This is a genomic window from Klebsiella sp. R390 (assembly GCF_051131745.1).
Classification (GTDB): domain Bacteria; phylum Pseudomonadota; class Gammaproteobacteria; order Enterobacterales; family Enterobacteriaceae; genus Klebsiella.
On the sequence record NZ_CP180445.1, the window covers coordinates 2,395,141 to 2,408,710 of the forward strand.

Below are 13,570 nucleotides of genomic sequence, written 5' to 3' on the forward strand. Positions count from 1 at the left end.
CCTAAAAAATGAGATGACTATTATGCAAACCTGGCTAAATCTGAAAGATAAAATCATTATTGTGACCGGTGGCGCCTCGGGCATTGGCCTGGCAATTGTTGAGGAATTATTAAACCTCGGCGCCAATGTCCAGATGACAGATATTCACGGCGGTGACCAATATCAAAACAGCGAACGCTACCGGTTCTGGCCAACGGATATTTCCAGCGCCAGCGAAGTCAACCACAGCGTAGCGCAAATTATCCAGCAATACGGGCGTATCGATGGCCTGGTGAATAATGCCGGGGTCAACTTCCCGCGCCTGCTGGTCGATGAAAAAGCGCCGGAAGGCCGTTATGAATTAAACGAAAGCGCCTTTGAGAAAATGGTCAACATCAACCAGAAAGGGGTCTTTCTGATGTCGCAGGCGGTGGCGCGGCAGATGGTGAAGCAGCGCGAAGGCGTGATTGTCAACGTCTCTTCGGAAAGCGGGCTGGAAGGCTCGGAGGGCCAGAGCTGCTATGCCGCGACCAAGGCGGCGCTGAATAGCTTCACCCGTTCATGGTCCAAAGAGCTGGGCAAACACGGCATCCGCGTCGTCGGCGTGGCGCCAGGGATCCTTGAAAAGACCGGGCTGCGCACGCCGGAGTATGAAGAAGCGCTGGCCTGGACACGCAACATCACCGTTGAGCAGCTGCGGGCGGGCTATAGCAAAAATGCGATTCCCATTGGCCGCTCCGGTCGTCTGAGCGAGGTTGCCGACTACGTCTGCTATCTGCTGTCAGAGCGGGCAAGCTATATAACCGGAGTAACCACTAACATCGCCGGCGGAAAAACCCGCGGTTAAGGAGTCGAAATGGTGAATGTTATTTTCTGTGCACATGGCCAGCTGGCCGGCGCCATGCTCGATTCGGTCCGCATGGTCTATGGCGACGTCGACGTCAACGCCGTGGAATTTGTCCCGGGAGAAAACGCCGGGGATATCGCCGCGAAGCTGGAAAAGTTAGTGAGCACTCACAACGATAGCGAGTGGCTGATTGCCGTTGATTTGCAGTGCGGCAGCCCGTGGAATGCCGCCGCCGGACTGGCGATGAGCAACCCACGACTGCGGGTCATCAGCGGCCTCTCGTTACCGCTGGCGCTGGAACTGGTGGATAACCAGCACAGCATGAGCGCAGAGGCATTATGCGACCACCTGACCACCATCGCCAGCCAGTGCTGCGTGGTCTGGCGACAGCCGGAAACCATTGAGGAGGATTTCTGATGAACATTACGCTCGCCCGCATCGATGACCGCCTGATCCACGGCCAGGTGACTACCGTCTGGTCCAAAGTGGCTAACGCCCAACGCATTATTATCTGCAACGACGAGGTGTATAACGATGAAGTACGGCGCACCTTACTGCGCCAGGCCGCCCCGCCGGGAATGAAGGTCAACGTCGTGAACCTCGAAAAAGCGGTCGCCGTCTATCACAACCCGCAATATCAAAACGAGACCGTTTTTTATCTCTTTACCAACCCGCAGGATGCGTTAACGATGGTCAGACAAGGGGTGAATATCGCCACTCTGAATATTGGCGGAATGGCCTGGCGACCGGGTAAAAAACAATTAACCAAAGCAGTATCGTTAGATCAAAGCGATATTAATGCGTTTCGTGAACTGGATAAACTTGGGGTCAAACTGGATTTACGCGTGGTGGCTTCGGATCCATCCGTAAATATTATCGACAAAATAATTGAGCAGTCCATTACAGAATAAAAAAAGCGCCTGTATTAATACCATCGTTCGCACGATGCCATATTAATGCCGTAACAGGCAGGGATTAATATCTACCCAAAATAATTCGAGTTGCTTGTAGGCGGCAAAACCGTAAATTCCCAGGAGCTTATTCAAATAAGTGACTGGGGTGAACGGGTGCAGCCAACACCCAAGCAACTGGAAGGATGAAGGGTATACCCGCAAGGTGACATATAATGGAAATTAGTACCCTACAAATAATCGCCATATTTATTTTTTCCTGTATTGCCGGCATGGGCAGCGTGCTGGATGAATTCCAGACTCACCGCCCGTTAATTGCCTGTACCGTCATTGGGTTAATTCTCGGTGATTTAAAAACCGGGATTATGCTCGGCGGTACGCTGGAGCTGATCGCCCTCGGCTGGATGAACGTTGGTGCCGCACAATCGCCGGACTCCGCGCTGGCCAGCATTATCTCCGCCATTCTGGTTATCGTCGGTCATCAAAGCATCGCCACCGGTATCGCCATCGCGCTGCCGGTAGCGGCGGCAGGCCAGGTATTAACCGTTTTCGCCCGCACCATCACCGTCGTCTTCCAGCATGCGGCGGACAAAGCGGCAGAAGAGGCCCGTTTTCGCACTATCGACCTGTTGCACGTCTCGGCGCTGGGCGTACAGGCGCTGCGCGTCGCCATTCCGGCACTGGTGGTCTCGATGTTTGTCAGCGCCGACATGGTCAGCAACATGCTCAACGCCATCCCGGAATTTGTCACTCGCGGTCTGCAAATCGCCGGCGGCTTTATTGTGGTGGTGGGCTACGCCATGGTCCTGCGCATGATGGGCGTGAAATATCTGATGCCTTTCTTTTTCCTCGGTTTTCTGGCGGGTGGCTACCTCAATTTCAGCCTGCTGGCCTTTGGCGGCGTGGGCGTCATCATCGCGCTGATTTATATCCAGCTGAACCCGCAATGGCGTAAGACCGAGCCGCAGCAGGCTGCCGCCTCTTCCACCGCCCTTGACCAACTTGACGACTGATGGAGCCCACAATGGAACCGAAAAAACTGACACAAGGCGACCTGGTTAGCATATTTCTGCGCTCCAACCTGCAGCAGGCCTCCTTCAACTTCGAACGTATTCATGGCCTCGGTTTTTGCTACGACATGATCCCGGCGATCAAACGCCTCTATCCGCTAAAAGAGGATCAGGTGGCGGCGCTGAAGCGCCATCTGGTGTTCTTCAACACCACCCCCGCCGTCTGTGGCCCGGTGCTGGGCGTGACGGCGGCCATGGAGGAAGCACGCGCCAACGGGGCGGCCATCGACGATGGAGCCATTAACGGCATCAAAGTTGGCCTGATGGGTCCGCTGGCCGGCGTCGGCGATCCGTTGGTCTGGGGGACGCTACGCCCGATTACCGCGGCGCTCGGCGCATCGCTGGCGCTCTCCGGAAACCTGCTGGGTCCTTTGCTGTTCTTCTTTATTTTCAACGCAGTACGTCTGGCCATGAAATGGTATGGCCTGCAGCTCGGCTTCCGTAAAGGGGTCAATATCGTCAGCGATATGGGCGGTAACCTGCTGCAAAAACTGACCGAAGGGGCGTCGATTCTGGGTCTGTTCGTCATGGGGGTGCTGGTCACGAAATGGACCACCATCAACGTGCCGTTGGTGGTATCGAAAACGCCGGGCGCCGACGGAACAACCGTCACCATGACCGTGCAAAACATCCTCGATCAGCTCTGCCCTGGCCTGCTGGCGCTGGGTCTGACGCTGCTGATGGTGCGCCTGCTCAACAAAAAAGTGAATCCAGTATGGCTGATCTTCGCCCTGTTCGGGCTGGGGATTATCGGCAACGCGCTGGGCTTCTTGTCCTGATTTTTCTGCCCCGGCCGCGCCGGGGCCACTGTGCTCAATATGAGGTGGTTTATGCAAACAACAGCTCTTCGACTGTACGGCAAGCGCGATCTGCGCCTGGAAACCTTCGAACTCCCGGCCATGCAGGACGACGAAATCCTCGCCCGCGTGGTGACCGACAGCCTGTGTCTCTCTTCCTGGAAAGAGGCTAATCAGGGGGAAAACCATAAGAAAGTCCCGGACGATGTGGCGGTCAACCCCATCATCATCGGTCATGAATTCTGCGGCGAAATTCTCGCGGTCGGGAAAAAATGGCAGCACAAGTTTCAGGCCGGTCAGCGCTACGTGATTCAGGCCAATCTGCAGCTGCCGGACCGCCCCGATTGTCCCGGCTACTCTTTCCCGTGGATCGGTGGTGAAGCCACGCACGTGGTGATCCCTGACGAGGTGATGACGCAAGATTGCCTGCTCACCTGGGAGGGCGATAGCTGGTTTGAAGGCTCGCTGGTCGAACCGCTCTCCTGCGTGATCGGCGCGTTCAATGCCAACTATCACCTGCAGGAAGGCACCTACAACCACACCATGGGTATCCGGCCACAGGGGCGCACGCTGATCCTCGGCGGCACCGGACCAATGGGGCTGCTGGCGATCGACTATGCGTTGCACGGGCCGGTGAATCCTTCGTTGCTGGTGGTGACCGATACCAATAAGCCGAAGCTGAGCTATGCCCGCCAGCACTATCCGTCCGAGCCGCAGACGCTGATCCACTACCTTGACGGACACGATGCCGGACGTGAGACGCTGATGGCGCTGACCGGCGGCCACGGCTTTGACGATATTTTCGTCTTCGTTCCCAATGATCAGCTGATTACCATGGCCTCTTCGCTGCTGGCCCCTGACGGCTGCCTGAACTTCTTTGCCGGTCCGCAGGATAAGCAGTTCAGCGCGCCGATCAACTTTTACGATGTGCACTACGCCTTCACCCATTACGTCGGCACATCCGGCGGGAATACCGATGATATGCGGGCCGCCGTCGCCCTGATGCAGGCGAAAAAAGTCCAGGCCGCTAAAGTGGTTACCCATATTCTTGGGCTTAACGCCGCGGGTGATACGACCCTCGATTTGCCCGCCGTCGGCGGCGGTAAAAAGCTGGTGTATACCGAAAAATCTATTCCACTGACGCCCCTGGGCCAGATTGCCGATCCGCAACTGGCGGCCATTATGGAGCGCCACCATGGGATCTGGTCTGCGGAAGCGGAACAGTACCTGTTAGCCCACGCACCGGACATTGCTCATGATTAATCGTGATACCCAACTCTGTATGTCGCTGGCCGGTCGCCCGGGTAATTTCGGCACGCGCTTTCACAACTATCTGTATCAGAAACTGGGGCTGAACTATCTCTACAAGGCCTTTACGACGCAGGACATTGCCGCTGCGGTGGCCGGCGTGCGGGCGCTGGGCATTCGCGGCTGCGCGGTATCGATGCCGTTTAAAGAGAGCTGCATGCCCTTTCTCGACGCCATCGATCCTTCCGCCGCGGTTATTGATTCGGTGAACACCATCGTCAACGACAACGGCAGGCTGACCGGTCTTAATACCGATTATATTGCGGTGAAAAGCCTGATCGACAGCCACCAGTTGAATAACGCCGCCGCCGTGATGATTCAGGGTAGCGGCGGCATGGGGAAAGCGGTAATCGCTGCCTTCCGCGATGCTGGTTTTCGCAACGTGGTGATCGCCGCGCGCAACCGCGACAACGGCCTGGCGCTCGCCAGACAGTACGGTTTTCAGTGGCAGCCCCAGCCGGAAGGGATCGCCGCCGATATCCTGGTCAACGTCACGCCGCTCGGCATGGCGGGCGGAGCGCACAGCGACACCCTGGCGTTCAGCCAGACGATGGTTGCCCAGGCCAGCGTGGTGTTCGATGTAGTGGCCCTGCCCGTGGAAACGCCGCTGATTCGCCTGGCGCGGCAGTTGGATAAACACATTATTAGCGGAGCCGAGGTGATCGCACTGCAGGCGGTGGAGCAGTTTGCGCTGTATACCGGCGTGCGCCCGGATGCGGACCTCGTCAGAGAAGCCGCGGCATTCGCCCGGGCAGAGTAACGCTGAGCGCCAGGGAGGGCGCAATTCCTGTCGCGACCTTGCAACATCGTGAGCCATATCAGCGAGCGAGCAGGCAAGCGGTGGTAGGATCCGCAGCCGATGCTATCACCTGGCTACATGGAGAAAAGATGGAACTGCTGTTATTAAGTAACTCGTCGCTACCTGGTAAAGCATGGCTGGAACACGCGCTGCCCGTGATTAGCGGCCAGCTCAACGGACGCCGTTCGGCGGTGTTTATCCCCTTCGCTGGGGTGACGCAAACCTGGGATGACTACACGGCCAAAACTGCCGCGGTACTCGCCTCGCTCGGTGTCAAAGTCACCGGCATTCATAGCGTCGCCGACCCGGTGGCCGCCATCAACGCTGCCGAACTGGTGATCGTGGGTGGCGGCAATACCTTTCAGTTGCTGAAGGAGTGTCGTGAGCGCGGGCTTCTGGCTCCTATCGTCGATGTGGTAACGCGCGGCGCGCTGTATATCGGCTGGAGCGCCGGCGCGAATCTCGCCTGTCCGACCATCCGCACCACCAACGATATGCCGATCGTTGACCCGCAGGGGTTTTCTGCGCTGGGGCTGTTCCCGCTGCAAATTAACCCGCACTTTACCAATGCGCTGCCGGAAGGCCATAAAGGTGAAACCCGTGAGCAGCGGATCCGCGAGCTGCTGGTGGTCGCGCCGGAGCTGACGGTGATCGGCTTACCGGAAGGCAACTGGATTCAGGTGACCCAGGGACACGCTACCCTCGGTGGCCCGAACCCTACGCTGGTGTTCAGGGCCGGTGAAGAAGCGGTGACGCTCGAGGCAGGCCACCGCTTTTAAGACCGCTTCCCGGCTGACGTACGCACGTCAGCCGGGCTACAGACCCGCCGCTAACCCGGGCTTAATACTCATCCCGCTCATCGTCTTCATCCGGCTGTTCCATCACGCTATACGCCACGGAACAGAACAACGAGTTCAGACGTTTCATATCGCCCAGTAAGCCCAAATGCAGCGAACTGGTCTCAATGCTCTGTACGTTCTGCTGATGCAGACGATCGACGTGCGCATGAGAGTAGCGACGGTTGAGGATGCGGAAACGGTGCTTGTTGCGGCGCAGACGGCGGGCGCTCGGCACGTCGCTGGAGAAAAAGACCGACATCGCCAGCTGTAAGTTGCTGAGCAGCTGATCGTACAGCCCGTCCAGCTCTTTCAGCCCTTCGACGGAAAAGGCGCGCCGCGCCGCCAGAGATTTATCGGCGATCTCGCTGCCCATGCGTTCGACGATATCAGAGGCCTGCTCGAGGTTCAGCGCCATCTCGATGATTTCCGCCCAGCGCCGGGATTCCTCTTCGGCCAGTTCATCTTTCGGCATCCGCGCCAGATACAGCTTGATCGCGGTATAAAGCACGTTGATGTCGTCAGCCAGCCGACGCAGCTCCTTCTCCTCTCGCGGTTCACCGTGCATCACCTTGTGCAACCCTTCCAGCATCTGCTCCATGGCGTCGCCAATACGCAGAGTCTCACGCGCGGCATTGGCTAACGCCAGCGTCGGCGTATCCAGCGCCGAAGTATCCAGGTGCTTCGGCTTAAGATGCAGGTCAAGCTCAGGATCTTCGTGAATCAGGCGCTTACAGAGCCGGGCCATCGGTTCAGCAAACGGCACCATCGCCACGCAGCGGATCAGGTTGTAGAAGACGTGGAAGTAGATGACCAGCTCAGCTTCCGGCAGCGGCATACGGTGCATCACATCGGCCAGCACATGGACAAACGGCAGGATAATCAGGCTACCCACCAGCTTAAACAACAAGCTACCAAGCGCCACGCGCCGCGCGGAGGCATTGGCGGCGCTGTTGTTGATCATCGCCAGAATCCCCGAGCCGAGGTTGGCGCCAATCACCAGACACAACGCCACCGGGAACGAAATCACGCCGGTTGAGGTCAGGGTAGCCGTTAACAGCACCGCCGCCAGGCTGGAATAACTGATAATGGCGAACATGGCACCGATCAGCGCATCCAGCATGATGTCGCCGGTCAACGAGGCGAAAATCACCTGTACGCCGTTGGCCTGCGTAATGGGGTGAACCGCCTGCACGATCAGTTCCAGCGCTAATAAAATCAGCCCCAGACCGATGCCCACCCGCCCGAGCTGGCCGGCGCGGGTTTGTTTGCGGCCAAGAAAGAAAATTACCCCGATAAAAATCAGCAGCGGTGATAGCCAGGAGAGGTCGAAGGTCAGCACCCTCGCCATCAGCGCGGTACCGACATCGGCCCCGAGGACAATCACCAGCGCCGGCGTCAGCGCCACCAGATCCTGGGCTACGAACGAGGTCACCAGCATGGTGGTGGCGTTACTGCTCTGTACCAGCGCCGTGACGCCAATACCCGCGCAGAAGGCGAGCGGCTTTTTCTCGACGCTGCTACTCAGCACGGAGCGCAGGCGCGCACCAAATACGCGCATCACGCCGGTACGAACGATATGCGTCCCCCAAACCAGTAGAGCGACGGCAGACAGCAGGTGCAGCAGAGTTAACACGGATTCTTTTTCTCCTTACTTACCCGACGGATAAATATTGCTTCCCCGCCAGGAATTCCCCCGGCAGTGCTCAACCGGGCTACACCGTCCAGAACGCTCGCCATGGAAGACGGCACGCGCTGAACCAATAACCAGTATAAGGGTTTAGCAGCAATAAAGAGACAGGGCGCGACTGGCGCGCCCTGTAAGTTGTAAGGTGAGATGACAGATTTGTGACCGGCCGCGAGCTAGTCCGCGTCGTACCCGAGGTTTGGCGCCAGCCAGCGCTCAACTTCGGCAGGGGTCATCTCTTTACGCCGGGCATAATCTTCCACCTGATCGCGCTGAATTTGCGCCACCGCGTAGTACTTGCTGTCCGGATGACTGAAATACCAGCCGGAAACCGAGGCGCCAGGCCACATGGCAAACGACTCGGTGAGCTTCATGCCGGTCTGGGCTTCAACATCCAGCAGTTCCCAGATAACGGCTTTTTCGGTATGTTCCGGGCAGGCCGGATAACCCGGTGCCGGACGAATCCCCTGGTAGTTTTCACGGATCAGTTCTTCATTGCTGAGGTTTTCATTCGCCGCATAGCCCCAGTAGACTTTACGCACCCGCTCATGCAGATATTCCGCGAAGGCTTCTGCCAGACGGTCGGCGATGGCTTTCACCATGATCTTGTTGTAATCATCGTGCTGCGCATCAAACGCTTCCGCCAGCGCATCCTCTTCCAGCCCACCGGTGACCGCAAAGGCGCCGATGTAATCCGCTTTACCGCTTAGCTTCGGAGCGACAAAGTCGGCGAGGCAGTAGTTGGCAAAGCCCACTTTCTCCGTTTGCTGACGCAGATGATGACTGACCGTCAGGACGTGGGTGCGGGTCTCATCGCGGTAAATTTCAATATCGTCGCCCACGCGGTTGGCCGGGAATAATCCCACCACGCCGCGCGGGTTGAGCTGCTTCCCGGCGCTCAGCATATCCAGCATTTCGTTGGCATCATTGAACAGCCGCTGCGCCTCTTCACCCACAACTTCATCTTCAAGGATGCGCGGATATTTCCCGGCCAGCGACCAGGTCATAAAGAACGGCGTCCAGTCGATGTAGTTGCGCAGGGTTTCGATGCTGGCTTCCACGCTTTGTACGCCCAGACGGTGGACCACCGGCGGCGTGTAGTTATCCCAGTCAAAGGCCAGGTCGTTATCCCGGGCGGCAGCCAGCGTCACCGGCGGCGTGCGCGGTTTTTTACGGGCGTGTTGAATACGCACGGTGTTGTACTCTTTACGGGTACGCGCGACGAACTCATCGTGCTGGGTTTCCGAAAGCAGCGAAGCCACCACGCCCACGGTACGCGAGGCGTTCTGCACGTACACCGTCGGGCCGCTGTAGTTCTGCTCGATTTTAACCGCCGTATGCGCTTTCGAGGTCGTGGCGCCGCCAATCAGCAGTGGAATGGTAAAGCCCTGGCGTTCCATCTCTTTCGCCACGTTGACCATTTCATCCAGAGACGGGGTAATCAACCCAGAGAGGCCAATCAGGTCGGCATTCACTTCACGGGCGGTTTTGAGGATTTTATCCGCCGGTACCATTACGCCAAGATCGATAATTTCGTAGTTATTACACTGCAGCACCACGCCAACGATATTTTTACCGATGTCATGGACGTCGCCTTTGACGGTGGCAATCACCATCTTGCCGTTGCTGGAGCCTTTTTCCTTACTGGCTTCGATATACGGCTCCAGATAGGCGACCGCCTGTTTCATGACGCGGGCCGATTTCACCACCTGCGGCAGGAACATTTTGCCCTCACCAAACAGATCGCCGACTACATTCATGCCGTCCATCAGCGGGCCTTCAATCACCTCAATCGGGCGAGCAGACTGCTGGCGAGCCTCTTCGGTGTCCAGCTCGATAAACTCGGTAATCCCTTTTACCAGCGAGTATTCAAGGCGCTTTTTCACGTCCCAGCTGCGCCATTCCGCCTGTTGGGCGTTGGCAGCGTCGTCGGTTTTACTGCCGCGGTATTTTTCCGCCAGCTCCAGCAGGCGATCGGTACCCTCGGCGTGTCGATTGAGGATCACGTCTTCTACGGCGTCGCGTAGCTCGGCAGGGAGATCGTCATAAATAGCCAGCTGCCCGGCGTTAACAATCCCCATATCCATGCCGTTGCGAATGGCGTAGTAGAGGAACACCGCGTGAATCGCTTCGCGCACCGGATCGTTGCCACGGAATGAGAACGAGACGTTCGAGACGCCGCCGGAAATCAGCGCGTGCGGCAGCTCGCGTTTAATGTCTTCGCAGGCACCGATAAAGTCCTGGGCATAATTGTTGTGTTCTTCAATACCGGTGGCGACGGCGAAGATATTGGGGTCAAAAATAATGTCTTCCGGTGGGAAGCCCACCTCTTTGGTCAGAATGTTGTACGCCCTGCGGCAAATCTCAATTTTGCGCGCACGGGTGTCGGCCTGGCCGACTTCGTCAAAGGCCATGACCACGACGGCCGCGCCGTAGCGACGGACCTTTTTCGCATGCGCGACGAAGGCCTCAACCCCCTCTTTCATCGAGATAGAGTTGACGATGCCTTTCCCCTGAATGCATTTCAGGCCCTTTTCGATGACATCCCATTTCGAGGAGTCGATCATAATCGGCACCCGGGCAATATCAGGCTCGCCGGCAATCAGGTTGAGGAAACGCACCATCGCCGCTTCGGCGTCGAGCATCCCCTCATCCATGTTGATATCGATAATCTGCGCGCCGCTTTCCACCTGCTGGCGGGCAACGTCCAGTGCTTCGTTATATTTTTCTTCTTTAATCAGGCGCTTGAACTTAGCCGAACCGGTGACGTTGGTACGTTCGCCGACGTTCACAAACAGGCTATCATCACCGATATTCAGCGGTTCCAGGCCAGCCAGGCGACAGGCCACCGGGATTTCCGGCAGCACGCGCGGCGCCAGGCCCGCCACGGCGCGTGACATGGCGGCGATATGTTCCGGCGTAGTGCCGCAGCAGCCGCCGACGATGTTCAGAAAGCCCGCTTCCGCCCATTCGCGGATCTGGGCGGCCATGGTGTCGGCGTCGAGATCGTATTCCCCAAAGGCGTTTGGCAGCCCGGCGTTAGGGTGCGCGGTGACGTAGCATTCGGCAATGCGCGACAGTTCCTGCACATACTGGCGCAGTTCGTCTGGTCCCAGTGCGCAGTTCAGGCCGAAGGTCAGCGCATCGGCGTGTCGCAGCGAATTATAAAAGGCTTCGGTGGTTTGCCCGGAGAGCGTACGACCGGAGGCATCGGTGATGGTGCCGGAGATCATAATGGGAAGATCTACCCCCAGCGCGTCGAACTCCTCTTTCACGGCAAAGATCGCCGCTTTGGCGTTCAGGGTATCGAACACCGTCTCAATCATGATCAGGTCTACGCCGCCTTCCACCAGCGCTTTGGTGGATTCACGGTACGCTGCTACCAGCCCATCAAAGGTGATATTGCGGTAGGCCGGGTCGTTAACGTCCGGGGAGATAGAGGCGGTGCGGTTGGTCGGGCCGAGGACACCTGCGACGTAACGCGGTTTTTCCGGCGTCCGGGCCGTCCACGCATCGGCGCAGGCGCGCGCCAGCTGTGCCGCGGCAAAGTTGATTTCCGCCGACAGGGATTCCATCTGGTAATCCGCCATCGCGATAATGGTCGAGTTAAAGGTGTTGGTTTCAATGATATCCGCCCCGGCCTCAAAGTAGGCATCGTGGATAGCGGTAATCACCTCCGGCTTGCTGAGCACCAGCAGGTCGTTATTGCCTTTCAGATCGCAGGGCCAGTCGGCAAAGCGTGCGCCACGGAAATCTTCTTCACTCAGACGATAGCCCTGGATCATGGTGCCCATACCGCCATCCAGAACTAAAATACGTTTTTTTAACTGCTGATGCAGTTGTTCAACTTTGCTGCTCACACTCGCTCCCGACAACGCTAACCCAGGCCAAAAGGCCAACAAACCATACTGGCATAAACCACCCATGCGGAAAAGAGAGCGACTGACAATATGAGACATGTTCAGCTTCACTCATCCGATCAGTCTGGTTGTGATTGCAAATTGTGCAAATAAAATGAAAACTATTTCCACGATACAGAAAAAAGGATTCAGCGATGGCTACTCCCGTTCCCGCTAAGCGCGGCAGAAAACCCGCGACGCCCGCCGCCCCACAGGCTGGCGGCCAGGTTCAATCGCTTACTCGCGGATTAAAACTCCTCGAGTGGATTGCTGAATCGCACAGCAGCGTCGCATTGACCGAGCTGGCCCAACAGGCCGGTCTGCCCAACTCCACGACCCATCGCCTGTTGACGACCATGCAGCAACTGGGCTTCGTGCGCCAGGTCGGCGAACTGGGTCACTGGTCGGTAGGCGCGCATGCCTTTATCGTCGGCAGCAGCTTTCTGCAAAGCCGCAACCTGCTGGCCATCGTCCACCCGATTCTGCGCCAGCTGATGGAAGACTCCGGTGAAACGGTCAACCTGGCCGTCCTGGATCAAAGCGATCACCAGGCGATTATTATCGACCAGGTTCAGTGTACGCAGCTGATGCGAATGTCCGCGCCGATTGGTGGAAAACTGCCGATGCACGCCTCCGGGGCGGGTAAAGCGTTCTTGTCTCAGCTCAGCGAAGAGCAGGTCACTGGCCTGTTACACCGCAAAGGTCTGCACGCCTATACCCACGCGACGCTGGTCTCACCGGTCCATCTGAAAGAGGATCTGGCCCAGACGCGCAAGCGTGGCTATTCGTTTGATGATGAAGAGCATGCCCTCGGTTTACGCTGCGTCGCCTCCTGCATTTATGACGAGCACCGTGAGCCGTTTGCCGCCATCTCCATCTCCGGCCCGATTTCCCGCATGACTGACGATCGGGTCACCGAACTGGGTGCGCTGGTGATTAGAGCGGCCAAAGAGGTGACGCTGGCGTATGGCGGGGTTCGCTAACATGAACGATCTGAAGTCCCTCTGGCAACAGCGTTATCCCGGTGCATTCTGCTGGTCATTCGGCGATTCCCCCGAACTGGCCGATGAGCTGGTGGATCTGGTTATCGCCGGGAAAAAACGCGGCACCTGCGGTTCTCTTGCCAGCTATCGACAAGAGAACCCGCCCGTCACTCCAGGCGCCTACCACATCGTACTCAACGGCGCAGGCGAGCCGGCCTGCGTCATCCGCACTCTGGTGCTCCGAATCATTCGCTTTAATGAGATGACCGCAGAACTCGCCGCGCGGGAAGGTGAAGGCGATTTAAGTCTGGCCTACTGGCAGCAGGGCCATCAGGCGTTCTTCGAGCGTGAAGGGACCTGGTCACCGGAGATGGAGCTGATTTATGAAGAGTTTGCGCTGATCGAAGTCGCCGACGCCCGATTGTCCTGAGCCGCGAACCCGCGGCTCTCAATA

General features: G+C 57.7%; 12 protein-coding genes. 10 read left to right on the forward strand and 2 right to left on the reverse strand.

From position 1 onward, the window contains the following. The first annotated feature begins 22 nt into the window (after positions 1-22). The 8 genes from ACMYSP_RS11130 (at position 23) to pepE (ending at position 6,490) form a co-directional block, all read left to right on the forward strand. Complete coding sequence (locus ACMYSP_RS11130; protein WP_434586815.1) at positions 23-826, forward strand: SDR family oxidoreductase; 804 nt, start codon at positions 23-25, stop codon at positions 824-826. A gap of 9 nt (positions 827-835) precedes the next feature. Then, positions 836-1,243 (forward strand): mannose/fructose/sorbose PTS transporter subunit IIA, encoded by a 408-nt coding sequence (locus ACMYSP_RS11135; protein WP_434586818.1) that lies wholly within the window; start codon positions 836-838, stop codon positions 1,241-1,243. Then, complete coding sequence (locus tag ACMYSP_RS11140) at positions 1,243-1,737, forward strand: mannose/fructose/sorbose PTS transporter subunit IIB (RefSeq protein WP_434586819.1); 495 nt, start codon at positions 1,243-1,245, stop codon at positions 1,735-1,737. Before ACMYSP_RS11135 ends, ACMYSP_RS11140 begins: the two co-directional genes overlap by 1 nt. Positions 1,738-1,952: 215 nt before the next feature. Next, positions 1,953-2,750 carry a PTS mannose/fructose/sorbose transporter subunit IIC gene (locus ACMYSP_RS11145; RefSeq protein ID WP_434586821.1) on the forward strand — a complete coding sequence of 266 codons (798 nt, stop codon included), beginning with the start codon at positions 1,953-1,955 and terminating at the stop codon, positions 2,748-2,750. A gap of 11 nt (positions 2,751-2,761) precedes the next feature. After that, on the forward strand, positions 2,762-3,586 hold the full coding sequence (locus ACMYSP_RS11150; RefSeq protein ID WP_434586823.1) for a PTS system mannose/fructose/sorbose family transporter subunit IID: 825 nt from the start codon (positions 2,762-2,764) through the stop codon (positions 3,584-3,586). A gap of 51 nt (positions 3,587-3,637) precedes the next feature. Beyond that, complete coding sequence (sorE, locus tag ACMYSP_RS11155; RefSeq protein WP_434586825.1) at positions 3,638-4,867, forward strand: L-sorbose 1-phosphate reductase; 1,230 nt, start codon at positions 3,638-3,640, stop codon at positions 4,865-4,867. After that, the gene (locus ACMYSP_RS11160) at positions 4,860-5,672 is read left to right on the forward strand and encodes a shikimate 5-dehydrogenase (protein ID WP_434586826.1); all 813 of its coding nucleotides are present in this window, start codon (positions 4,860-4,862) and stop codon (positions 5,670-5,672) included. Before sorE ends, ACMYSP_RS11160 begins: the two co-directional genes overlap by 8 nt. A gap of 128 nt (positions 5,673-5,800) precedes the next feature. Then, positions 5,801-6,490: a dipeptidase PepE gene (gene pepE / locus ACMYSP_RS11165; protein WP_434586827.1), complete on the forward strand. Its 690-nt coding sequence runs from the start codon at positions 5,801-5,803 to the stop codon at positions 6,488-6,490. Positions 6,491-6,551: 61 nt separating this feature from the next. Here the strand turns inward: pepE and ACMYSP_RS11170 are convergent, their stop codons facing one another. Together ACMYSP_RS11170 and metH are read right to left on the reverse strand one after the other, a co-directional pair. After that, positions 6,552-8,183: a Na/Pi cotransporter family protein gene (locus tag ACMYSP_RS11170; RefSeq protein ID WP_434586828.1), complete on the reverse strand. Its 1,632-nt coding sequence runs from the start codon at positions 8,181-8,183 to the stop codon at positions 6,552-6,554. Positions 8,184-8,410: 227 nt separating this feature from the next. Beyond that, positions 8,411-12,094 (reverse strand): methionine synthase, encoded by a 3,684-nt coding sequence (gene metH, locus ACMYSP_RS11175; protein WP_434586829.1) that lies wholly within the window; start codon positions 12,092-12,094, stop codon positions 8,411-8,413. Between the two features lie 194 nt (positions 12,095-12,288). Here metH and iclR point away from each other — a divergent pair, with 194 nt between their 5' ends. Together iclR and ACMYSP_RS11185 are read left to right on the forward strand one after the other, a co-directional pair. Further along, a complete protein-coding gene (gene iclR, locus ACMYSP_RS11180) occupies positions 12,289-13,116 on the forward strand; it encodes a glyoxylate bypass operon transcriptional repressor IclR (RefSeq protein ID WP_434586831.1) in 828 nt (275 codons plus the stop codon). Between the two features lie 10 nt (positions 13,117-13,126). After that, the gene (locus tag ACMYSP_RS11185) at positions 13,127-13,546 is read left to right on the forward strand and encodes an ASCH domain-containing protein (RefSeq protein WP_434587065.1); all 420 of its coding nucleotides are present in this window, start codon (positions 13,127-13,129) and stop codon (positions 13,544-13,546) included. Positions 13,547-13,570: the final 24 nt, after the last annotated feature.

Excerpts from the sequence above, each read along its gene's own strand:
- iclR (WP_434586831.1), top strand. The coding sequence starts at position 12,289 with ATGGCTACTCCCGTTCCCGCTAAGCGCGGCAGAAAACCCGCGACGCCC.
- ACMYSP_RS11130 (WP_434586815.1), top strand. The coding sequence starts at position 23 with ATGCAAACCTGGCTAAATCTGAAAGATAAAATCATTATTGTGACCGGT.
- sorE (WP_434586825.1), top strand. The coding sequence starts at position 3,638 with ATGCAAACAACAGCTCTTCGACTGTACGGCAAGCGCGATCTGCGCCTG.
- pepE (WP_434586827.1), top strand. The coding sequence starts at position 5,801 with ATGGAACTGCTGTTATTAAGTAACTCGTCGCTACCTGGTAAAGCATGG.
- ACMYSP_RS11145 (WP_434586821.1), top strand. The coding sequence starts at position 1,953 with ATGGAAATTAGTACCCTACAAATAATCGCCATATTTATTTTTTCCTGT.
- ACMYSP_RS11160 (WP_434586826.1), top strand. The coding sequence starts at position 4,860 with ATGATTAATCGTGATACCCAACTCTGTATGTCGCTGGCCGGTCGCCCG.
- ACMYSP_RS11135 (WP_434586818.1), top strand. The coding sequence starts at position 836 with ATGGTGAATGTTATTTTCTGTGCACATGGCCAGCTGGCCGGCGCCATG.
- ACMYSP_RS11150 (WP_434586823.1), top strand. The coding sequence starts at position 2,762 with ATGGAACCGAAAAAACTGACACAAGGCGACCTGGTTAGCATATTTCTG.
- ACMYSP_RS11140 (WP_434586819.1), top strand. The coding sequence starts at position 1,243 with ATGAACATTACGCTCGCCCGCATCGATGACCGCCTGATCCACGGCCAG.